The sequence below is a fragment of the Psychrobacter sp. 78a-MNA-CIBAN-0178 genome (assembly GCF_040309625.1).
Classification (GTDB): domain Bacteria; phylum Pseudomonadota; class Gammaproteobacteria; order Pseudomonadales; family Moraxellaceae; genus Psychrobacter; species Psychrobacter okhotskensis.
Window position 1 is genome coordinate 153,686 of record NZ_JBEOOZ010000002.1, and the last position, 22,610, is coordinate 176,295.

Annotated in this window: 17 protein-coding genes; 11 read left to right on the forward strand and 6 right to left on the reverse strand. The window is 44.6% G+C overall.

All coding sequences use genetic code 11. The features are described from left to right. Positions 1–126: 126 nt before the first annotated feature. The 6 genes from AAEY80_RS02385 to mmsB all read left to right on the forward strand — a co-directional run bounded on the left by AAEY80_RS02385 (position 127) and on the right by mmsB (position 8,558). The gene (locus AAEY80_RS02385) at positions 127–2,172 is read left to right on the forward strand and encodes a propionate--CoA ligase (protein WP_201567330.1); all 2,046 of its coding nucleotides are present in this window, start codon (positions 127–129) and stop codon (positions 2,170–2,172) included. 272 nt (positions 2,173–2,444) lie between these two features. Next, positions 2,445–3,929, forward strand: a complete 1,485-nt coding sequence (locus AAEY80_RS02390) for a CoA-acylating methylmalonate-semialdehyde dehydrogenase (protein WP_201567332.1) — start codon at positions 2,445–2,447, stop codon at positions 3,927–3,929. A 176-nt stretch (positions 3,930–4,105) separates the two neighbouring features. Further along, entirely contained in the window at positions 4,106–5,266 is a 1,161-nt protein-coding gene (locus AAEY80_RS02395; RefSeq protein ID WP_201567341.1) for an acyl-CoA dehydrogenase family protein, read from the forward strand. 132 nt (positions 5,267–5,398) lie between these two features. Then, on the forward strand, positions 5,399–6,181 hold the full coding sequence (locus AAEY80_RS02400; RefSeq protein ID WP_201567343.1) for an enoyl-CoA hydratase: 783 nt from the start codon (positions 5,399–5,401) through the stop codon (positions 6,179–6,181). A 58-nt stretch (positions 6,182–6,239) separates the two neighbouring features. Next, entirely contained in the window at positions 6,240–7,508 is a 1,269-nt protein-coding gene (locus AAEY80_RS02405; RefSeq protein ID WP_227692077.1) for an enoyl-CoA hydratase/isomerase family protein, read from the forward strand. 96 nt (positions 7,509–7,604) lie between these two features. Continuing rightward, positions 7,605–8,558 (forward strand): 3-hydroxyisobutyrate dehydrogenase, encoded by a 954-nt coding sequence (gene mmsB, locus AAEY80_RS02410; RefSeq protein WP_350587842.1) that lies wholly within the window; start codon positions 7,605–7,607, stop codon positions 8,556–8,558. Positions 8,559–8,826: 268 nt separating this feature from the next. On the opposite strand, the gene AAEY80_RS02415 is transcribed toward mmsB, so the two are convergent. Beyond that, positions 8,827–9,585, reverse strand: a complete 759-nt coding sequence (locus AAEY80_RS02415; RefSeq protein WP_025650650.1) for an IclR family transcriptional regulator — start codon at positions 9,583–9,585, stop codon at positions 8,827–8,829. Between the two features lie 720 nt (positions 9,586–10,305). Between AAEY80_RS02415 and AAEY80_RS02420 the strand changes: the two genes are divergently transcribed. Then, positions 10,306–11,220, forward strand: coding sequence for a hypothetical protein (locus AAEY80_RS02420; RefSeq protein WP_025650649.1), 915 nt, complete (start codon positions 10,306–10,308; stop codon positions 11,218–11,220). A gap of 127 nt (positions 11,221–11,347) precedes the next feature. On the opposite strand, the gene AAEY80_RS02425 is transcribed toward AAEY80_RS02420, so the two are convergent. The 3 genes from AAEY80_RS02425 to AAEY80_RS02435 form a co-directional block, all read right to left on the reverse strand. After that, positions 11,348–12,157, reverse strand: a complete 810-nt coding sequence (locus AAEY80_RS02425; protein ID WP_025650636.1) for a 4'-phosphopantetheinyl transferase family protein — start codon at positions 12,155–12,157, stop codon at positions 11,348–11,350. A 132-nt stretch (positions 12,158–12,289) separates the two neighbouring features. Further along, positions 12,290–12,808, reverse strand: coding sequence for a peptidoglycan-associated lipoprotein Pal (gene pal, locus AAEY80_RS02430; protein WP_201632843.1), 519 nt, complete (start codon positions 12,806–12,808; stop codon positions 12,290–12,292). Positions 12,809–12,978: 170 nt separating this feature from the next. After that, a complete protein-coding gene (locus AAEY80_RS02435) occupies positions 12,979–13,596 on the reverse strand; it encodes a DUF6231 family protein (RefSeq protein WP_201576291.1) in 618 nt (205 codons plus the stop codon). A gap of 304 nt (positions 13,597–13,900) precedes the next feature. Here AAEY80_RS02435 and pepN point away from each other — a divergent pair, with 304 nt between their 5' ends. Further along, positions 13,901–16,510, forward strand: coding sequence for an aminopeptidase N (gene pepN, locus AAEY80_RS02440; protein ID WP_350587864.1), 2,610 nt, complete (start codon positions 13,901–13,903; stop codon positions 16,508–16,510). A 128-nt stretch (positions 16,511–16,638) separates the two neighbouring features. Here the strand turns inward: pepN and AAEY80_RS02445 are convergent, their stop codons facing one another. Then, on the reverse strand, positions 16,639–17,721 hold the full coding sequence (locus tag AAEY80_RS02445; RefSeq protein ID WP_173239314.1) for a 3-deoxy-7-phosphoheptulonate synthase: 1,083 nt from the start codon (positions 17,719–17,721) through the stop codon (positions 16,639–16,641). A 495-nt stretch (positions 17,722–18,216) separates the two neighbouring features. Between AAEY80_RS02445 and lpxB the strand changes: the two genes are divergently transcribed. The 3 genes from lpxB (at position 18,217) to AAEY80_RS02460 (ending at position 21,803) form a co-directional block, all read left to right on the forward strand. Then, on the forward strand, positions 18,217–19,458 hold the full coding sequence (lpxB, locus tag AAEY80_RS02450) for a lipid-A-disaccharide synthase (RefSeq protein WP_201576311.1): 1,242 nt from the start codon (positions 18,217–18,219) through the stop codon (positions 19,456–19,458). A gap of 57 nt (positions 19,459–19,515) precedes the next feature. After that, a complete protein-coding gene (gene rnhB, locus AAEY80_RS02455) occupies positions 19,516–20,397 on the forward strand; it encodes a ribonuclease HII (RefSeq protein ID WP_350587843.1) in 882 nt (293 codons plus the stop codon). A 218-nt stretch (positions 20,398–20,615) separates the two neighbouring features. Continuing rightward, positions 20,616–21,803, forward strand: a complete 1,188-nt coding sequence (locus AAEY80_RS02460; RefSeq protein ID WP_025650629.1) for a CAP domain-containing protein — start codon at positions 20,616–20,618, stop codon at positions 21,801–21,803. Between the two features lie 99 nt (positions 21,804–21,902). On the opposite strand, the gene AAEY80_RS02465 is transcribed toward AAEY80_RS02460, so the two are convergent. Next, a complete protein-coding gene (locus tag AAEY80_RS02465; RefSeq protein WP_025650627.1) occupies positions 21,903–22,568 on the reverse strand; it encodes a DUF924 family protein in 666 nt (221 codons plus the stop codon). Positions 22,569–22,610 lie beyond the last annotated feature (42 nt).

The window sequence follows — 22,610 nt, forward strand, 5'->3', positions numbered from 1 at the left end:
CGATACATAATGTATCGGTTTTTCAGTTCTGGCACGGATGACCAGTACCTTATTACGATATTATTTATCACCGCTATATTTACAATTATATTGCATCATATCTTGTTTACGCTAAGGACAGCTATTATGAGCGACCCAATCAAAAACCAAGCCACAACCCAACCTTCTCAAAATGGCCAAACTCAAGTCACTCAGACTCCAAGCTTTGCTGATATTTATCACGATTCTATTAACGACCGTGAGCAGTTTTGGGCAGAGCAAGCCAAGCGTATCTACTGGCATAAAGAGCCTGAGCAAATCCTCGATGACAGCAATTTGCCTTTTGCCAAATGGTACGTCGGCGGTGAGACCAACCTTTGCTATAACTGTGTCGATCGCCATCTGGCAGAGCGTGCAGAGCAAGATGCCTTTATTTGGCTATCCTCTGAGATTAACCAAGAGTTAGTAGCAACATTCCCAGCAGTCGTCGATGCCTTTAGCGATTTAGGCAATAACGTCGAGTTTTATACCGACTATACCAAGCGCCGCCTGACTTATAACGATTTGTATAAAGAAGTGAATTACTTCGCCGATGTGCTACAGCGTCATGGTATCGAGAAGGGCGATCGTGTCATTATCTATATGCCAATGATTTTGGAGGCCGCTTATGCGATGCTAGCATGTGCTCGTATTGGCGCAGTTCATTCTGTAGTCTTCGGTGGCTTTGCCGCGCACAACCTAGCGATTCGTATGGACGATGCTGAGGCAAAAATGGTCATTACGGTAGATTCAGGATTGCGCGGTGGCAAGGTTATCAACTATAAAAACCTCGTCGATCAAGGTGTTGAACAAGCCACTGTGAAGCCTGAGCATGTGCTGGTCGTCAATCGAGGTATCTTGCCTTATGAGCCAAAAGCTATCGATGTCGATTATGCAACCCAACGCCGTATCAGTTGTGAAGCCAATGCGATTGTCGAGCCAGTGTGGTTAGAATCCAATACGCCATCGTATTTGCTCTATACTTCTGGTACTACGGGTACACCAAAAGGCGTGCAGCGTGATACCGGCGGTCATGCAGTGGCGCTAACAACGTCGATAGATTATATCTACGATGGCAAAGCCGGCGAGACCTTTTGGGCAATATCCGATATCGGTTGGGCAGTGGGGCACTCTTATACCATTTATGCGCCATTGCTCGCTGGCATGACCAGTGTGATGTATGAAGGCTTGCCGCATCGTCCAAACCCTGGTATCTGGTGGCGGATTGTTGAAGCCAACAAGGTTAATATCCTATTTACCGCACCGACGGGTGTGCGTATGCTGAAAAAGCAAGATGAGACGTGGATGACACGCTATGATGTCTCTAGCCTCAAGTCATTCTTTTTAGCAGGCGAGCCACTTGATGAGTCAACGGCCAATTGGCTGACCAAGCATTTAGGGGTACCGATTTTAGATCACTATTGGCAAACAGAGTCTGGCTGGCCGATTTTAAGCAATACGCCCAAATTTAATCATAAACCGCACAAACAAGGCTCGCCCGGTTATCCCATGTATGGTTATGATGCCCACGTCATCAATGAAGAGACCGGCGAGCCTTGCGCGGCTGGTGAAAAGGGTTTGCTAGCGATTAAAGCGCCATTACCACCCGGTTGTCTTACTACGGTATGGCGTAATGATGAGCGCTTTGTCAGCAGTTATTTCGGTCTGTTTGATGGTCAACAGTATTCCACCTCAGACTATGCGGTAACGGATGAAGAAGGTTATTTTTATATTCTCGGTCGTACCGATGATGTGATAAATGTCGCGGGTCATCGTATCGGCACCCAAGAGATTGAGGAGGCAATTAGCATGCATCCAGAGATGGCTGAGTGTGCGGTCGTGGGTATTCAGGATCAGTTAAAAGGCGAGTTGCCCATTGCTTTTTGTGTGCTAAAAGATCATGACCAAGTAGCGACGACCGAAAACCGCTTCCGTCTTGAGCAGCAAGTGATTGGGGCAGTGGTAAAATCTCTTGGTGGTATCGCAAGACCCGCAGCGATTTATTTCCCGCAGGCGCTACCAAAAACGCGCTCGGGCAAAATTTTACGTCGTACTATTCGTGCTTTAGCGGAAGGTAATGAAACGGGAGATATGTCAACGCTTGACAATCCAACGGCCATTGACGCCATTAAACAGTCTATGAAAGATTATTAATCTAATGGCGTATCAATTGAAAAAAACCAGCCACCTTTGATACCGAAAAAGCCCATGCACAATCATGGGCTTTTTTTGGCCTAAATGTAGAGACAAGCAGTACACATAAAACACTTGACCCTAAAATTGATTTATTGTTATAGTCAATAATGATACAAAATAAATCACTTTAAAATAAAGCTTTATTCGTAGAAACTTATCGTTTCTAATTCTCTTTATAGATATGAAGATACCGTCAAACGGTAATCTTGCAAAAAAGATAAGGATATCTTATGCACCACGTTCAGCAGCTCATCAATGGTCAATTTGTTGATTCTAATACCAGCGAATGGATTGATATCACCGATCCCGCCACGCAAGAAGTTATCGCTAAAGTCCCTCAAACCACTGATGATGAAATCAATCAAGCCGTCGCTGCCGCTCAGAAAGCCTTTCAGACGTGGCGCAAAACGCCAATTACTACTCGTGCGCGTATCTTCTTGAAGTATCAAGCACTCATACGCGATCATATGGATGAGCTGGCAGAAATCCTGACAGCAGAGCAGGGCAAGACTATCGCTGACGCTCGCGGTGATGTATTCCGTGGTCTAGAAGTCGTCGAACATGCCGCAGGTATTGCCAATCTGCAAATCGGCGACTTCGTTGAAAACGTCGCCTCAGGCGTAGACACTTATAGCATTTGGCAGCCACTTGGCGTCTGTGCTGGTATCACCCCGTTTAACTTCCCAGCGATGATTCCACTATGGATGTTCCCAATGGCGATTGCCACGGGTAACACATTCATTCTAAAACCTTCTGAGCAAGACCCAATGGTCACCATGCGTTTGATTGAGCTGGCAGTAGAAGCGGGTGTCCCTGAAGGTGTACTCAACGTGGTACATGGTGGCAAGGCGACGGTTGATGCCATTTGTGATCATCCAGACATCAAAGCGGTTTCGTTTGTTGGTTCTACCAACGTCGGCAAGCATGTCTACGAGCGCGCTAGTAAATCTGGCAAACGTGCCCAGTGCATGATGGGTGCCAAAAACCATGGCGTTATCCTACCTGATGCCAATAAAGAGCAAACACTCAATCAGCTAGCGGGTGCAGCCTTTGGTGCCGCCGGTCAACGTTGTATGGCATTGTCAGTCGTGGTGTTAGTCGGTGCAGCAGGTGAATGGATTGACGATATCAAAGCCAAAGCAGAAGGCTTAGTGGTCTCAGCAGGTAAAAACGACAAGGATTTAGGTCCGCTCATTTCACCAGCAGCAAAAGCGCGTGTTGAGCATCTGATTGGTACAGGGGTAGAAGAAGGGGCTAGCTTGATTCTTGATGGTCGTGGCATTACTGTCGAAGGCTATGAGAAAGGCAACTTCGTAGGACCGACTATCTTTGATAACGTCACCGCTGATATGCAAATTTATCAGCAAGAAATCTTTGGCCCTGTTCTATGTATTATGCGTGCAGCCGACCTTGATGAAGCGATTGAGCTATTGAATGCCAACCCACATGGTAATGGTACCGCTATCTTTACTCAGTCAGGCGCTGCTGCACATAAATTCCAACAAGATGTACAAGTGGGGCAAATCGGTATTAACTTGCCAATTCCTGTGCCACTACCGATGTTCTCATTCTCAGGCTCACGTGCTAGTAAGCTTGGTGATCTCGGTCCTTATGGTAAGCAGGCAGTACAGTTCTATACTCAAACTAAGACGGTCACTGCCCGCTGGTTCGATGATGAGGCAAGCCGCGGCGTGAATACCACTATTTCAATGTAATCGTTCATTCACTATGTTTGCGATATAACGTCAATCTTACTTAATATGTGCTTTACTAGTAGAGCATAATTTTGAGAATGTCGTTATGTCGCTGCTATACTGTATAAACAATATTGAACTGATGACTTACCAAACTTTCTTCACCATATTTGCTTTGCAAGCACAAGGATGATCTTATGGATTTCTCATTAACGGAAGACCAAATTGCTTTTCGCCAAACCGCTCGGCAGTTTGCCCAAAAAGAGCTAAAGCCCAATGCGGCTGAATGGGATCGTACCTCACACTTCCCAGTCGATGTGATTAAGAAATCAGGCGAGCTTGGCTTTTTGGGGCTGTATACCAACCCAGAATATGATGGTTTAGGGCTACCACGCTTAGACTCTGCCATGGTGTTTGAAGAGCTGGCATGGGGTGATACGGCAGTCGCCGCGTATATGAGTATTCATAACATGGCGGGCTGGATGATCGGTGAGTATGGTAGTGATGCCTTGTGCAAAAAGTATTTACCCAATATGGTCAGTGGTGAATGGCTTGGCAGCTATTGCTTAACTGAGCCAAACGCCGGTTCTGATGCTGCCTCATTACGCACCAAAGCTGATAAGCAAGGCGACCATTATGTACTCAATGGCGAAAAAACTTTTATCTCGGGCGCAGGCTCGACCGATGTCTTAGTGGTCATGGCACGTACAGGCGGTGCAGGGCCAAAAGGGGTTTCAGCATTTGTGGTAGACGCTGACAGCGCTGGTATTGAGTATGGTAAAAACGAGCATAAAATGGGTTGGAAAGCGCAGCCGACGCGTGCTATTAGCTTTAAAGACGTCAAAGTACCCGCTGAAAATCTCATCGGCGAGGAAGGCCAAGGTTTTCGCATTGCGATGAAAGGCTTAGATGGCGGTCGTATCAATATTGGTATCTGTGCGGTAGGTACGGCGCAGTCAGCGCTGGAGACCGCGACCAATTATGTGCAAGAGCGTAGCCAGTTTGGTAGCCCGATTGCCAGCTTACAATCGGTACAGTTTAAGCTTGCGGACATGCTTACCCAAACCATTACTGCGCGACAAATGCTGTATCTAGCGGCTAATAAAGTCGATAACAATGATGGGCAAGCTTCTACCTACTGTGCGATGGCAAAGCGTCTCTCCACTGATCTTTGTTTCGATGTTGCCAATGAGGCCTTACAGCTACATGGTGGCTATGGTTATCTAAATGAGTATCCGCTAGAGCGCCATGTACGAGACTTGCGTGTCCATCAGATTTTGGAAGGCACCAATGAGATTATGCGAGTGATTGTCTCGCGTCAGCTTATGCAGGATGATGCATTGAGTCAATTGCGTTAATCGAAGTACGCAACTATTTTATGGCAATATTTTTATCATGGTATTTTAAGTTCGCTATGGTTTTCTATGGCTCTTTTACCTAGCGTCTCACCAATAAATCGTACCAAATTCAGATAAAATAAAGGATTATTTATGACGGATTATACCAATCTCAAGTTATCGATTGACGGTCATACTGCTACCGTGACACTGAATAACCCACCAGCCCATACGTGGACGATGGACAGTCTGCCAGCGCTCAAACAGCTGGTCACTGACCTCAATGCCAATGATGATGTTTACGCCTTAATTATCCATGGCGATGGTGAGAAATTCTTTTCAGCAGGTGCGGACTTAAATAATTTCTCAGACGGTGATAAAGGCCAAGCAATCAGCATGGCCATCGCTTTTGGCGAAGCGTTTGAAGCGCTATCAGCATATCGCGGTGTGAGTATCGCGGTTATCAACGGCTATGCGATGGGCGGTGGACTTGAGTGCGCGCTGGCCTGTGATATACGTATCGCAGAAGCGCATGCACAGATGGCCTTACCAGAGACCGGCGTGGGTTTATTGCCGTGTGCAGGCGGTACGCAGAATCTGCCTTTACTGGTTGGTGAAGGCTGGGCGAAACGTATGATATTGTGCGGTGAGCGCGTCGATGCCGAGACTGCATTACGCATTGGCTTAGTCGAGGAAGTCACGGCAAAAGGTGGCGGTTTACTAGCGGCGCAAGCATTAGCGCAAAAAGTCGCTAAGCAATCTCCTGTTGCCGTCACTTATTCTAAACAGCTTATCCAAGCCGCAAGAAATACTCCGCCCGCACAAAACCTTATCCATGAGCGCGAAGCATTTGTTAAGTTGTTCGATACCAACGATCAGCGCGAAGGCGTACAAGCATTCTTAGAAAAGCGTAAACCCACTTGGCAAAATAAATAGGCCAAATTAAATCAGACTTAGCGCTAATATTTTTCCTTTTAATTTTTAGGTTACTTTTATGACAGCAGCTACGACAGCGACGGACGATATTAATAATCAAAAAGCCGTAGAAAAAAATACACAAGAAGCGCCGGTATTGTTCAATACTGAGCCGACAGATTGTGGCCACCTCATTGGGATAATGACACTAAATACGCCCAAATCTCTCAACGCGCTCAGTGTTGAGATGTGTCAGTTGTTAGCCCAGCAGCTAGAGCAGTGGCAAAGTGACGATCAGATAGTGGCATTGGTATTAAAAGGGGCAGGTGACAAGGCGTTTTGTGCTGGTGGTGATATCCGTAAGCTGTATGACAGTATGTCTACCAGTGCGCCACTGCCGAACCCTTATGCGACAGAGTTTTTTGGTCATGAGTATCGTCTTTATCGGCAGATGCATTTTTATTCAAAGCCTTTAATCCTCTGGGGCGACGGTATTATTATGGGTGGCGGCATGGGTTTGATGGCTGGCTGTAGTCATCGTTTGGTCACCGAGCGCACCCGCTTTGCCATGCCAGAAGTGACTATTGGACTGTTCCCTGACGCCTCTGGCAGTTGGTTTTTACAGCGTATGCCGGCAAAAACGGGTTTATTTTTAGGGCTAACAGGTGCGATGTGTAATGGCAATGATGCCCTATTATCTAATCTTGCAGAGTATGCCGTTGCCAGTAGTGATTATGATGCCATCATACAAAGCTTAAAACAGAGCGATTGGCAAGTGGCAGCAGGTAGCACCGATAAATGTCGCAACAATAGCGCTCATAGTATCGTTAGCCGTGCATTGGCAGCGCAACCAGTAGCCGAATTGCCTGCTAGCAAATTAGCGACATATTGGCATCCTATCCAGCAGTTGATGAACAGCGGCGGACTGGGCGATATCGATGCACTTCTACAGAGCGATGAAGCGCTAGCAAAGCTAAACTCAGACTTTGCAGCAGACAGCTGGACGCAGCGGGCAGCAGACACATATCGTCAAGGTTGCCCAGTTACCGCCGCTTTAACCTATGCGCTGTATCATAAAGTCACGGACTTATCGCTAGAACAAGTTCTGTATTTAGAGGCCAACGTAGCCGTACATTGTGCGGCCAATCCTGACTTTAAAGAAGGCGTACGTGCGCTATTAATTGATAAAGACCGCAATCCACAATGGTCGCGTTCATTAGCAGACTGCCTAAGCACCGAAGGGCAGGAATATATACATCAGCACTTTGTGAATCCTTATGCTAAAGGCGAGCATCCGTTAGGCGATTGGTTGGGTGATGAAGCCTTAGGCAGCCAGCTTGTGCGCTAAGAGCTTGTAAGCTCATTATAAGAATCAGGTATAAACTAAAAAACGTAAAACTATGTGTAGCACTGTCTGCATAAGCAATCATCAAGGAGCGATGAGATGGGTACAAAGGATTCAGATTTAAGCAATAAAGAGTCAAACAATACTGCCAAGCCAAATATAGCCTTTATTGGGCTTGGCAATATGGGCGCACCGATGGCAGAGAACTTATTAAAGGCAGGTTATATGCTCTCTGTCTATGATTTGTCTGAAGACGCTACCCAGCGCTTGCAACAAGCAGGTGCCAGTGTGGCTGCTAGCCCTAAAGATGCTGCGAGCAATGCACAAGTCGTCATTAGCATGTTGCCTGCGGGCAAGCACGTCCATTCTGTCTATTTAGGTAATGATGGAGATAACGGCTTACTAGCAGAATTGCCCAAAGGTACATTGGTTATTGATAGCAGTACCATCGCGGCAGCTGATGCAAGATTGGTAGCAGAGGCTGCAAGTAAGCTTGGTATCGACTTTTTAGATGCGCCAGTCTCCGGCGGTACGGGCGGCGCCATCGCTGGTAGTTTAACCTTTATCGTCGGTGGTAGCGCTGATGCGTTTGCCAAAGCTGAGCCGATACTAGCTGTTATGGGCAAAAACATCTTTCATGCAGGCGAGCACGGTGCTGGACAAGTCGCGAAAATCTGTAACAACATGCTGTTAGGCATTCTAATGGCGGGAACGGCAGAAGCAATTAACTTAGGGGTTAAGAACGGCCTTGACCCTAAAGTGCTATCAGATATTATGCTACAAAGCTCAGGTCGCAATTGGACATTAGAGGTCTATAACCCTTATCCGCAAGTAATGGAGAACGTGCCATCTAGCAATGGTTATCAAGGCGGCTTTATGAGTAAGCTCATGCAAAAAGATCTCAACCTTGCGATGCAAACGGCTAAGGATACGGATGTTGAAACCCCAATGGGAGCCAAAGCGACGGAGCTTTATGAAGCTCATGCGCTAGAAAACGGCGATAAGGACTTTTCTAGTATTATGGCGCGTCATGATAGCTCAGTACTATCTTAATGCTCTAAATGATTAAGTCTCTTAAGCAGTTTTGAATACTGTGGTTTAATGAAGTATTAAAAGACTGTTCTTGATAGTGCGACTAAGAAAAGTATAAAAATAGCCCTGCCCTGAAAGGCTGATGCTAAAATCACCCCAAACGTTGTTGTAAACCTAGCTAAGGTCTCGACATTATCGTCGGTTTACGCCTAGTTTGGGACGATTTTAGCAATCAGCAGTCCTAATATTTGAATGTTCAACAGACCCTAAGTTCATCTATCTATTACCTTCAATTTTGTAGCTCGTATACCAGCGTCTGAATATCCTTCGCCGCTGCCTGCAAACGCGGCACGTGTGTCATTAGCTCATCTAATGACACGCGGATGGTTGGGGCGTGAATATATAAGGAAGCCAAATAGCGTGACTTTTTATCCAACACAGGCACCGATACCGCTACCATCTCTGAAATAAACTCTTCATTATCGATACCAATACCTGTTTCAGCGATACGATCAAGCTCGGCATTTAGAGTATCAACGTCAGTGATCGTATTTTTGGTGAATTTGTCTAGCGGCAGTCCTTGGAGGATTTTGTTGCGACTGGTGGTGGACAATTGACTCAGGTACAGCTTACCTGTAGCGGTACACCACATCGGTGATTTTGCGCCCACTGGTAGATAAATCTGTAATGGCAGCGACGTTTGAGCGCGGTTGGTATAGAGCATATCCATGTGATAGGGAATAGCAATACCACAAGTTTCTTTGATCTCATCAACTAACTTGTGCAAGATCAGCTGTCGTTCATTAAAAAACTGGCGCTGTTGCCAGAGCTCGACACTTAGGTTGCGGACCCGCTTACCGGGTATAATACCGCCACCGATATCAACGGTCACAAACCCTTCATCAACCAAGTTCTGAATTAGTCGATGGATGGTGGGTTTTGGGATATTTAGCTCTTGCGACAGTTCAAGTGGAGAAAGAGGTTTGGAGGCATAGGACACCGCTTCGATAATCTCTAACACACGGGTAATCGACGATACTTTAGGCATAAAAATGGCTCAATAATAAAAAATAATAAGGCAGAGAACGTCAAAACGTTTTAATCGATGAGTCAAATACTGGTAAAGCTAAGACACGACTGAATAACTCTCTAATTTAGCATAATATCAGTCTCAGACAAGCAATAGTCGCACTATGTAGTCAATCCGCTATAAAAGAGTGACAGCCTTTACCCAACTTGAAGTATGATTGCTAATTCTGCACTCGGTTGCCTTTACTCTCTTTTAAATGGAATCAACCATAATTAGTTGAATTATTATTTAAACATAGGCTTGTCGTATGATTCCTGCTCAAAATGGTCTTAGGCCAAAAGCTGCAGGATAAGCAATAAAAGATACGTCAACTCACAAATCACAACAAACTGTAGTAATAAGCCATATAACTACTATTGAATTAGTTTCATGGCTCGTCCATCATAATGACATATTTTGTAATACCATTACATGAACATTAAGCCATTTAGTATTCGTGTCTGTGCTCTTAAGTTACTTTGAGAGCGTTGTGTAACTGGAAGCCGAAGTTTTGCTGGTTAGTGTAGTAATTATTACAATTTCTATGCAATCTTTACATAATGGCAAATAAAAAGCGCGTTTATAGGGGTGACTTTTTGAGCCAAAATTGTTTTAATCTGCTCAACAAAATGATGGTTTAAAAAAAGCTGAATTATCATTTTTTATGGGCGAGTTATTTCACACTTTAGGAGAGTAATTATGAAATTTATTAAACTATCTGCAATCTCTGCCGCTATTCTAGCGTCAACTGCGGCTTTAGCTGCTGAACCTGTTATCGTTGTTGACGAAGCTGATGCTGTTGTATACGAAGCTGAGCCTGTTGCAGTTGCCTATGAAGCTGAGCCTGTTGCTGTCGCTTATCAAGCTGAACCTGCTTATGCATACAATGCCGACGCTGGCATAGTTCGTAACACGACTGGCGCAGTTTTTGGTGGTACTAAAACTTTCTTCCAAACCGCTGTTAACCCAGCCGCTGTTAGCGCTGAAGTGGGTACTTTAGGTTATGGTGCGAACATTGCTTGGTCAATGAACGAAAAAACTGAACTACAAGCTGGTTGGGCAGGCGGTGATGTAGCTGACCTATTCGGCGGTGATTTTGATGCAAATGATGTTAATTATGAAGTTGATTCAGACTTCAGCAACCCGTACCTTGGCGTTCAATACCGTCCTGCAGCTAACTGGTTCACTATGGGTGCTGGTGTTATTGTTCCTGACAACGATATCGATGTAACTGCTAATGCTAATGGTGGTGGTGAAAACAGCTATTACCAAATTAACGATGTTAAGTATAGTGCAGATGATGTAGGTACTCTACAAGGTACGTTGGAACACCGTAACAAGCTAGCTCCTTATGCTACTATTGGTTTCCGTCCTAACATCGGCAACAACTGGGGTGTATTCGGCGAAATCGGTGCAGCATACATGGGTAAAACTGATGCGACTGTTAATGCAAAAAACCCAGAAAAACTAGTAGGCATTTCTAATGGTGTTAATAATGTACCTTCTGGTTTAAATGCTGGCCAAGTTGCAAATCTTGCTGAGCAAGAACTTGAAGATAAAGATTGGTTAGAGTGGTTCCCAATTGTTAAACTTGGTGCAACTTACCGTTTCTAATCTAATCGCAGTCTAAGCACTGTATTTAGAGTAAGTAAAAAAGGCGGCCTTCGGGTCGTCTTTTTTTGTTTGCATTAAAGCGGTAATCAGTAAAGTATTATCCAAGTAGGTGAATAATCTGGGCTATCTAAAAAATAACGACAGTTTGCTGCGACGATAAAACCGCAATGTGATAGTCAGTCTTATCATCACCAGTGATAACGAAAGATGATTTCTCACTCATTTTGTCAACCAAGCTGGGCAGTAAATAAGAGTAATCCATTCCCAATCCTTGCGCCAATTTATACTGATGAATCTTGATAAAGCTTTCTTTTATTTGCCAAAACAGCTTAGTCATGGTGCTGCGATCGCTTGCTGATAAGGCTTGTAAGGCGGCAATTTCATAAGGATGATAAAAGCGCTGTGCCACGTTCCGTGCAACCTCATTGGTCTCTATATCGATACCTACGGCGTGACGTCGACTGATGGCCACTGCAATTTTATTATTAGAAGATTTATGGCTAGGGTGACGAAAGTCTGTATCACTATCTGTATGCCTATCGTTTTTATAACCCGCACCCGTATGGCTAAAACATACGTAATATTTACTGTTCATCAGTCGATACGGGAAGTCGGATTCATCTAAGGTGTCAGTGATTGCTAACTTATTGAGCAATGCTTTTAACAGTAGCCGAACGCCTTTGCGTTGTTGCTGACGTTGATTGTAAGCGATATCCCGCACAGACAAATGACTTTGCGATGTATAATGCTGCCAGTTAGCATCATGTAGCTGATGCAAATTCATATCTGGTATATTAAAAACGGATAAGCATGCCGATTTACTCCTTGTTTCTCTAAGGTGTAAAGAGAGAGATTCGCTCACCTCTGCGGTAGCGCACCATGTCATTGGAGCAAGCTGAGTATATTTAACGTCTATTAACTGCAATTTTTGCATCATTATTATTCATTTTGTGCTTTTTGATATCCGCTATCTTAACTGACTGAAATGCAAAAAGCCCAGCAATATTGATATTACTGGGCTTTGATAAAGCGTATAAAGCTTTATGGATTATTGGCAGTTTACTTGATTTTAGTAAGACAACTCAGCACGGCGGTTTTGTGCATAGGCGTCTTCAGTATTGCCAGTCGCCGCAGGACGCTCTTCGCCATAGCTGATGACACGAATGTTATTTACAGCAACACCTTGAGCAGCAAGATAGTCACGTGCTGCTTGGGCACGGCGCTCACCAAGGGCGATATTGTATTCACGGCTACCGCGTTCATCGGTATGACCAGCGATCACGACACCAGCGGCTGGGTTTGAGCTTAACAAGCCTGCGTGTTGGTTCAACACACTGGCTGCTTGTGAGGTGATTTCACTGCTATCAAAGCCAAAGTAAACAACCGCTTGTAGGTTTTCAGCACCAGTAATAACGGCGTTTGAATTGTCTACAATAACAGCACCATTGTAGCCAGCTTGACCACCTGGGATACCTAGTGGTGCAACTACGACTTCAGAGGTAGCACGCTTGGTTGCACAACCTGTGGTAATGGCAACGGCGCTTGATAATACAGCGAGGACAGCGATCTTAGAAAAACTGATTGACATGACGAGCTCCTAAAATTTTAATTAGATTTGTTGTTTTAAACTGCTTACGATAAAACTTAGGCAATTACTATCTATCATATACTAAATGTTACTTTATGTAAGTAGTATTACTGTAAATAATCTGCAAATTACATAAGGTCTTTCATACTATTCAAACAACACGCGAATTTTTACCAACGATGTTTGCCCCAGTTTTCAGGATTGGCCCAATAATCTGCATTGAGCCAGTTTGGTAATTGCTTATAATCGTACAAATTAAATTGCCATAATGTTGGTAATGAGGCGTCTGGTAGGGAGTCATCTATAGCACTGCTGCCAGTTACTTTCACAGACGGTTCGTCTAAAATATCAAATGGCGTAAAGCCATAAGCTTTTAGGTCTATGGAGCTATCAAGTGCAATCAGTAGATGCGCGGCATAAAGATCGCGATAGCGCATGAGCAATGGAATATATTGTGGTAATAGCTCTGCTGATAAAGTGGGTAGCCAAAAGCAGGCGAGCTCATAACGTTCTGATAATTGCTGTTGCGTAAGTTCTGATAACGTTGATAAATGCATTTTTCCATTTTCATCAGCGTATTTTTTCAGTGTTGGCTGTAGGGCTAAACGCTCAGTTTTATCTTGCACCACCCACAGCAAATCAGAGCTATCATTGATTTGATCAGCAGTGGTTTGTTCATTCGTGTCTGGCGACTTCACTTGTGTTGCTAATGATGGTAATAGCACATCAATATAATCTATTAAGAGTGGCAGGGTAATAGTTGCGCGATTAGCAGATTGTGTTGTCATTAATAAACCATTGATTGTTGGTGAGCTGTGTCTCTATTAAATCATTTTCATGGCGACTATCCAATGGATGATTGACGCTTTTGATATTTGCGTCGGATGATAGGCGTAATAATCTTGAGGGTTGCTCTTGAAATCTGCTGGTTTAGGTCAATGTAGCTAAATGTCGCTATCATTCTAATGATCATAAAAATTGTGCATAATTGACGTCCCGCCCTAATGTGATTTACCCAAATTTTTACTATAAATAATAATAGGAATCCCTATGTCTACTGCTGAAACTGATGCTCAAATTATCAACCCTGAAATGCCAGATGTGCCGCCGCATGCACCGAGTAAGATCAACTTAAAAGATTATAAAAAACCAAGCTTTGATGTAGAAACGGTTGATTTAGATATTAAGCTATTTGAAGAATATGCTCAGGTAGACAGTACCCTGAAGATGGTGCGCCAAACCGCTGGGAACATTGTATTATTTGGTGAAGAGTTGGAACTGCTGGCTATTACCATGAATGGTCGTAAGTTATCAGATGCAGATTATCAGCAACAAGCCGGTAAACTTACCATCACTGCTACACCTGATGAGCTTGAGGAAATCACTTTAGAGATTCAAGTACGTATTTGTCCGCAGACCAATACCGCCCTTGAAGGGCTTTACATGGCAGGTAGCGGTGACGATACCATGTTTGTGACTCAATGCGAGCCAGAAGGCTTTCGCAAGATTACTTTTTATCCAGATCGCCCCGATGTACTCGCGATATTCACCACCCGTCTTGAGGCCGATAAGCGCTATCCGACGTTACTAGCCAATGGTAATTTGGTTGAAGCGGGTGAGGTGGCAGATGCTTCAGACCGTCATTATGCAATCTGGCACGATCCGACCAATAAACCAAGCTACCTGTTTGCCTGTGTCGTCGCTGATTTGGATGTATTGACGGATTCTTATACCACTAGCGAAGGTCGAGACGTTTTACTAGAAATATACGCCAAGTCTGCCGATATCGATAAGTGTGATGTCGGTATGCAAGCCCTAAAAGATTCGATGAAATGGGATGAGGTTAATTATGGCCGCGCTTATGATTTAGACCGCTATATGATTGTTGCCGTTAGTCAGTTTAATATGGGCGCGATGGAAAACAAGGGTCTCAATATTTTTAACACTGCTTGTGTGTTGTCTAGCCCTGAGACCACGACGGACTCGCGTAGCTTTAGTGTGAAAGCCATCATCGCGCATGAGTACTTTCATAACTGGACAGGCAATCGCATCACATGCCGCGACTGGTTCCAGCTGTGCTTGAAGGAAGGCTTTACCGTCTACCGTGATCAATCTTTTTCAGCCGATCAACAGTCGAGTGCCGTACAGCGTATCGATGATGTCGCGACTTTGCGTGCCCATCAGTTTGCTGAGGACGCAGGGCCGCTTGCACATCCTGTACGCCCTGAAAGTTTCGTCGAGATTAATAACTTTTACACGACGACCGTCTATGAAAAAGGCGCTGAAATCGTCCGTATGATTGCGAATACCTTGGGGGCAGATAACTTCCGTAAAGGTACGGATGAGTATTTCCGTCGTTATGATGGGCAAGCAGTTACCGTTGAGGACTTCTTGTCTGCGCTTAGTATTACTGATGATAAAATTGAAGATTTTATTGATTGGTATCGTCAACCCGGTACGCCAGTGGTGTCTGGTCACCAAGATTATGACAGCGCTACGCAAACATTGACCATTACTTTAAGTCAGCAAACCCGCCATGTCAGTGGCTTCAATGCGCCAAAACCTTTACCTATTCCCGTAGCGACCGCGCTATTTGACCAAGATTTTGGTGCTATCGTCGCCGAGCGTATGCTGCTACTCGATCAAGCCGCGCAAACCTTTACCTTTGAAAATGTGACTAGCGAACCAGTAGTATCATTGCTGCGTGACTTTAGTGCGCCAGTACAGCTTAATTATGACTATCAAGATGAAGATTTGGCATTCTTACTCAAGCATGAAACCAACGGCTTTAACCGCTGGCAAGTGACGCAAATGCTGGTCAATCGCATCTTGCTGCAAGGCCAAGGCGAGAAGAGCAACCCTGAAGTGTACCTACAAGCATTAGCGCAGACCTTGCCCGTGCTCGCAGCTGACGATGCGATGTTGGCGGCGCGTTTGCTTGATATTCCATCAGCGCAAGAGTTGGCTTCTGCTATTGCTGAAGATTATGATCCAGAGTTGGTCAAAGCGCAGCGTGAAGGCTTATATCAGCAAGTGGCAGAGATGCTAAAAGACCAATGGGCAGTACTTTATAAGCAGCTGCCCATGCAGTCTTATGAAGATAGCGCCGCCGCTCGTGGTACTCGTGCCTTGCGCAATGTGATATTAGACATGGCATTGACGGCTAACGTTAATGGTGCCAATGAATGGGCACAGCAGCAGTATGACAATGCCAGCTGTATGACGGAACGTTTTGGTGCATTAAAAGTGATGGTTAATCATCAATTGGCAGATGCGGATGCCTATTTGGCGGACTTTTATCAACGTTTCCAAGCAAATGACTTGGTTATCGATTTATGGTTTAGTGTGCAAGCATCAGCTGATACGGTCACTACTGAGGCTATCCAATCGTTGCTCACTCATACTGATTTTGATTGGAATACGCCCAATCGTGTGCGCTCAGTGATTAGCGCTTTTACCTCGCAGCCGACCGTCTTATGGACGGCAGAGGGTTTAGATATCTATATTGCTGTGATTAAAAAGTTGGATGATGCCAATCCTGTCTTAGCATCGCGCTTGTTGCAGGTGCTGGCGCGCTGGAATACCTTGGCTGAGCCACGTCGTCAGATGGCGCATGATAAGCTGTTAGATTTGCAGCAAGCCGTGTCTTCTAAACACGTGCTCGAAAGCTTAACGAGCGTACTAGGCGCAGCAAGTGAGTAGGACGGTTAGCTTAAGGCCTGTCCTCAATTTTATAAGCTGAAGTATAAAAAAAGCCCGTTTGACATTAATTATGTCAAACGGGCTTTTTGCTGAGTGGCCTAATAACGATTCATTATGACCAATCGCTATTAACGGTTAGGCAATACATCTTTTACCATGTCACGTAGATTGTATAGCGCAGTGACTGTGCTATCCCAATCTAAGCAACCATCGGTGATAGACTTGCCATACTCAAGCTGGCTCAAGTCAGCAGTTAGCTTTTGACTGCCGCCTTTAAGATGACTCTCAACCATCATGCCGATGATGGATTTGTTGCCGTTTTGGATTTGCTCGGCGACGTTATTAATAACCATCGGCTGCAAGTACGGGTCTTTACCTGAGTTAGCATGACTTGAGTCAATCATAATCTTGCTGTTGGTTTTTCCTTTTGCTAGCTCATTTTCCACTTGCGCAACAGCAGTTTCATCATAGTTAGGCTTGCCATTACCACCGCGTAGTACCACGTGTGCGTAAGGGTTGCCTTTAGATTTGATGATAGAGACTTTGCCATCTGAGGATAACCCTAAGAAGCTATGACCTTCTTTAACCGCTTGCATGGCGTTAACCGCAACCGTCATACCGCCGTCCGTACCGTTTTTGAAACCAACTGGGCATGATAAGCCAGAGCTCATTTCGCGATGCGTTTGGCTCTCAGTGGTACGTGCGCCGATTGCTGACCAGCTGATTAAATCCTGCATGTACTGCGGAGTATTTGGATCCAACGCTTCAGTCGCGCAAGGTAAGCCTTTCTCATTCAAATCAAGCAATAGCTTACGAGCGGTACGCAGACCTTTTTCAATATCGAAGCTGTCATTCATATCAGGGTCGTTGATCATACCCTTCCAGCCGACCGTGGTACGCGGTTTTTCAAAATAAACGCGCATTACAACGAATATGCTGTCTTCGATCTCTTTTGCCAATGCAGCTAAGCGATCGGCATATTCGTGAGCGGCTTTGATATCGTGGATAGAGCAAGGGCCGATGACCACAAACAGACGCTTATCTTTACCATCCAAAATATCTTGGATCGTATTACGCCCTTTTAGGACGGTTTTATAGGCTTCGTCTGATAAAGGTAGCTCAGTTTTTAGCTCAGCGGGGGTGATCAAGGGAATGAATTTTTCAATATTCACGTCATCAATATCTGCATTATTGGTAGCTGGTGTTGTCATGATTATATATCGTCTAGCTGATTTATAGGAATAATCATTATGAGGACAAAAGTGCTGGTTGACAAGGGCAGTCGCGCAGTTAATTGACTGATAACTGGAATGTGCAAACCAAAACTTCGTTATACTTAACAACACTCAGCCCTAAACTGGGATTTTTAAACATCAGCTTACTGCGCATTTTTTTGCGTATAAAAGCTTCTTTTGGTATTTATCAGCCAACTATGCTGGACTTTTATAAGCTAATTTCGCTATTTGTACCATGGTGACGTATGATGACAACATAAATGATATAACGCTACAATAGTAGTGAGGCAAGCGCTTGCAGCCATTAGCGCGGTGTTACTCACTCGGTGTGCTATATTTTATAATAATGCTATTTTTGTTCATAATAATTGTACCCATTGTCATTCTTCATATTGAGAGCTTGTTATGACCGATTCTGCTACTTCCCATAAACATACTGACTTTATTGATCAGACAGATACCAATCAGCAGATGCCTGAATTTAAGACGGCACCACTGGTTATTGGTATTGTCGCAGGTGAGGTGTCAGGTGACAGTTTGGGGGCAGATTTTATGCAGCAGATGAATAACCTGCGTGATGATATCGTTTGGGTAGGCGTTGGTGGTACTAAGATGCAAGCGCAAGGATTGCAAAGTATTTTTCCACTAGAACGTCTGGCAGTGATGGGCTTGGTGGAAGTCATGGCGCAATTGCCTGACTTACTTAAAGCGCGCCGCGAGTTATTGAGCGCCTTCAAAATCGCTGATATCAATTGGTTTATCGGCATTGATGCGCCTGATTTTAATCTACGAGTCGCCAAAAAGTTAAAGCCAAAAGGCGTGTTTTGTGTACAGTACGTTAGCCCCTCTATTTGGGCATGGCGCGAGTCGCGTATTCATAATATTAAAGCAGCGACCGACCTTGTACTCTGTCTATTTCCGTTTGAGCTGCCAGTATATGAGCGCCACAATCATCCAGCGATATGTGTGGGTCATCCTTTGTTACGTACTATTGATCAGACCTTGATAGAGACGCCTATCAATCAGAGGCGCAGTGAGTTGGTCTGGCACAACGATGGTTTGCAGCAGTTTTTTATCGAGCGGTTCGATGATGTCAGCCAGCTTATTTGTGTGATGCCAGGCTCTCGGCGCGGGGAGATAACGGCTATTTTACCTCTTATGCTGGATGGTATTCAAAAGTTAATATTACTAGATCCGAAGCTGTGTTTTATCATTCCAACGGTCGATCAAAACCATCAGTATATCGTCCAAGACGTCATTGATCGACGCTCAGAGCAATTGCGTGCCGCTATCGTGGTGGTCTATGACGACAGCCAGCCAGCGTTTAGTCAGCAGGCCATGGCTGCCTCGGATATGGTGATGCTAGCATCTGGCACGGCAACCCTTGAGGCGATGCTGCTTGAGCGCCCAATGGTGGTGGTGTATCAATTAAATCAGCTGACCTATCAGATTGCCAAGCGTCTGGTCAAAGTCCCTTATGTGGCGCTGCCCAATATTTTAGCCGACAGCGTCATCGTCCCTGAGCTGATACAGGAGCAGGCGAGTGGTGATAATATTTGCCGCACCGTCATGCGCCTGTTGCAACCGCGTGCTTATGCAGAACAATTAAAAGCGCTTGTCGCCACCAAGCAGCTATTGCAGCAGCAAAGCAATCATGAGCCTGCTAATAGCGTGATTGATCAATGGTTTATGCAAAACCAGCATAAATCCTAAGGGATAATTGCGCATTATTTATCTTTAACACCCAAATCAATAAGACCACAAAAAATCATGAGCATTCAGAACAACCCTACAGATAGTATTATTCCGATTGACAAAAAAATCCAACAGATTGATATAAAACCCCAGTGCATTGATTTAGCCGAACCTATCCATTTATATGGGCAAGTGAATGTGACTAAGCTGCTCGCTGAATATGGGATAAATGAAGAGCCACACTTAAATACACAACAGCATGTAGAACGTTCAACGCTGCACAGCTCAACGCTGCAAATAGGTGTTGATGAAGCAGGGCGCGGACCACTTTTAGGTAGCGTTAATGTGGCCGCAGCGATACTGCCTGCCACGTGGTCAGGATTGATTGAAGAACAACCCTTAAAAGACACACCTTTATCCATACTGACGGATTCTAAGCAGTTGAGTGAGAAAAAACGCGATATTCTTTATCCATTGGTGCAGCAAAATGCTGTGGGTTTTATCATCGCTGAAATACCAGCAGCGGTCATCGATCAGGTCAATATTTTGCAAGCAACGATGCTCGGTATGCGCTTATGCACTGAAGGATTGTTAGAGGCTATCGCTGAGCATCTTGCCACATCTATGCTGACATTTGAGGTTTTGTTCGACGGAAATCGCTGTCCTCAAGTAAACAATACCAAGCTCGCTGAATTAGGCATAGATCACTCTGCGATTGACTGCCAAGCATGGGTAAAAGGGGATGCGCGTCATACCAGTATCGCCGCAGCCAGTATATTGGCAAAAGTCAGCCGTGATACTACTATGTATACACTCGATGCTCAGCATCCTGAATATGGGATTGCCAAACATAAAGGCTATCCAACCAAAGCGCATATGGAAGCGATTCAACAGTATGGGGTGCTGCCCGAGCATAGACGTAGCTTTGCACCAGTGCGAAAGGCGTTGGAGAGTTAAAGGCAGATGGAGAATTGCTTATTTATATAAATAGCCTAAGCATAAATTATTTATCAATTTAAAAAAACACCCCTTAGTCAAAAATGAATGGTTTTTTGAGATTATGCGTATTAAGTTTTCATGTTTTATTAAATGACATTTGAATCGTTATTCGATAATATCCGTCATAGCTGATTTATTGCTCATAATAGGCACACCACTATCTTACAGGATAAAAGATGACTCTCAAATTACGAGAAAAAAACCTCGCGGCAGTAATATTTTTAACAGCGTTTTTGACGGCTTGTGGCGGCAGTGGCGGCAGTGGCGGAGACTCAGATGGCAGCACTAACAATACTACGCCCAAGCCAACACCGCCTGTTGCTAGTCCTGATGATACCTCGACTGATAAGCCTAATGACCAGACTGATAATGAGGCAAAAGCTGCATTAATTGCCAATAATACCTTTAGTCTAGCGCGCACCAGCTGTGGTCTAAGTGGTTTGTCTGCCGATACTGCACTGGATAATGTTGCGATTCAACATGCAAAATACATCAAGCATGTATTTGCTAATAGCACGCCGACTGCTTTTAGTCCGCACTATGAAAATAAGATTGCAGATATCGCCAACGTCACGGGTGATAATAACCCATTCTTTAGCGGAGTCAGCTTCACAGATCGGTTGTTACAGGCAAACTACGGCAACGCCCAATATGGTGTGACTGAGAATATTGCTCAGTCGGTCTATTATAGCTCGGCTGGCAATATTATAGGCTCTGATATAGTGGCAGGTGCAATGGCGAAGTCATTATTGGCAGCGCCTTATCATCTGCGTTCTTTGATGCTACCAGGCTCGAGTTTGACGGGTACGGGTATGGTCACTTATAAGCCTTATGGCAAAGACACGACCAACAATCAGGGTTATATCTTAGTCAACCATGCCTCAGCGACCAAGGCAAGCAAAGACAATACGGTGGCAGGCATATTCACTTATCCTTGCCAAGGGGTCAGTGGTACGGTGACTGCGCTGTATAACGAAACGCCAAATCCTGTCAAAGGAACGGGTCGTGACCTACGAGCTGATCCTATCGGGCAGCCCATCTATGTCAGTATGCCAGCTGCCCAGACCATTAAGCTCAGTAATATCAAGTTCCATGATGTTCAGCGTAACATCGATGTGCCCACTGAACTGCTTGATTATGGGCAAGATCCCCATAAGAATACCGTTTATGAGCTACCAGCGAACGAAGCTTTTATTTTACCCATTACGGATAATCTAAAAAGCTGCAAAATCACCACTAAAAAAGATCAAAACTGTGGTTTGCATGGCGAGAGTGAATATCGTGTAAGCTTTGATGTGTTAGTGGACAATCGAACGCTAAAGCAGCAGTCGTTTAGCTTTAGCACGGGTAAAGTGAACTACTAATCTATAGGGTATACCCTAGAATAAATAGCATAAAACAAAACAAGGGCTGAACCAGTTATCTGATTCAGCCCTTGTTTTTGTTATTATAAGTAACAACGCTTAGAATGAAGAATTCGGCTGCTGTAAAAATGCGTCTTCTTCTGCAGTCGACTCACGACCCAAGGCTTCATTACGGTGTGGATAGCGTCCAAATTCATCAATAATGTCTTTATGACGGCGTTCAAAGTCTAAAGTGGTTGGGTCATTTAGTTGCTCAAACAGCGGCAGATAGCGTTTATGGATAACAGCTGATTCAGAATGCATAAACGGCATAATAGTAAACTTGCGCCACTCCATCGGTAGGGTCTCAAAATGCGGCTGGGCAATGGCTTCTTGCGCTAATGCCACCGCCATACCGTCTTGAGCAAAGGCGCATGCTTGCTCGCGACATAGATTGCGAGAAAACTGATCTAAGACAATAATCTCTGCCAATCGTCCTGCCAAATTAGTGATTGAGCTATTCACATCGTTGTGATTGTCAGACCATCGCCACGGCGCACATTCACCGTGTTTTGCTGCTTGCCAGATTTTGCCAAACTTAGCCTTTATTTGCTTATCAAAGTTGTCATTTTGGGCAAACCAATATGGCTCATTATCTTGGTCGAACCAAAAATCCAACACTGCGCGCGCCTCAGCATCTAGATACTCTACATTAATATTCTTTGAATCGAGTTGCGATAAATTGGCTTGGCTAGCAGAGCTGGAATAATCGGTTGATAATGACATAAGATATTCTAATTACGGTGGATTTAGTCTACTATAGCGCAA

Coding starts and splice junctions, on each gene's coding strand:
- AAEY80_RS02465 (WP_025650627.1), bottom strand. CDS start 22,568: ATGTCATTATCAACCGATTATTCCAGCTCTGCTAGCCAAGCCAATTTA.
- AAEY80_RS02395 (WP_201567341.1), top strand. CDS start 4,106: ATGGATTTCTCATTAACGGAAGACCAAATTGCTTTTCGCCAAACCGCT.
- AAEY80_RS02400 (WP_201567343.1), top strand. CDS start 5,399: ATGACGGATTATACCAATCTCAAGTTATCGATTGACGGTCATACTGCT.
- AAEY80_RS02435 (WP_201576291.1), bottom strand. CDS start 13,596: ATGACAACACAATCTGCTAATCGCGCAACTATTACCCTGCCACTCTTA.
- AAEY80_RS02445 (WP_173239314.1), bottom strand. CDS start 17,721: ATGACAACACCAGCTACCAATAATGCAGATATTGATGACGTGAATATT.
- pal (WP_201632843.1), bottom strand. CDS start 12,808: ATGTCAATCAGTTTTTCTAAGATCGCTGTCCTCGCTGTATTATCAAGC.
- lpxB (WP_201576311.1), top strand. CDS start 18,217: ATGCCTGAATTTAAGACGGCACCACTGGTTATTGGTATTGTCGCAGGT.
- mmsB (WP_350587842.1), top strand. CDS start 7,605: ATGGGTACAAAGGATTCAGATTTAAGCAATAAAGAGTCAAACAATACT.
- AAEY80_RS02425 (WP_025650636.1), bottom strand. CDS start 12,157: ATGATGCAAAAATTGCAGTTAATAGACGTTAAATATACTCAGCTTGCT.
- AAEY80_RS02390 (WP_201567332.1), top strand. CDS start 2,445: ATGCACCACGTTCAGCAGCTCATCAATGGTCAATTTGTTGATTCTAAT.
- AAEY80_RS02405 (WP_227692077.1), top strand. CDS start 6,240: ATGACAGCAGCTACGACAGCGACGGACGATATTAATAATCAAAAAGCC.
- AAEY80_RS02420 (WP_025650649.1), top strand. CDS start 10,306: ATGAAATTTATTAAACTATCTGCAATCTCTGCCGCTATTCTAGCGTCA.
- AAEY80_RS02415 (WP_025650650.1), bottom strand. CDS start 9,585: ATGCCTAAAGTATCGTCGATTACCCGTGTGTTAGAGATTATCGAAGCG.
- rnhB (WP_350587843.1), top strand. CDS start 19,516: ATGAGCATTCAGAACAACCCTACAGATAGTATTATTCCGATTGACAAA.
- pepN (WP_350587864.1), top strand. CDS start 13,901: ATGCCAGATGTGCCGCCGCATGCACCGAGTAAGATCAACTTAAAAGAT.
- AAEY80_RS02385 (WP_201567330.1), top strand. CDS start 127: ATGAGCGACCCAATCAAAAACCAAGCCACAACCCAACCTTCTCAAAAT.
- AAEY80_RS02460 (WP_025650629.1), top strand. CDS start 20,616: ATGACTCTCAAATTACGAGAAAAAAACCTCGCGGCAGTAATATTTTTA.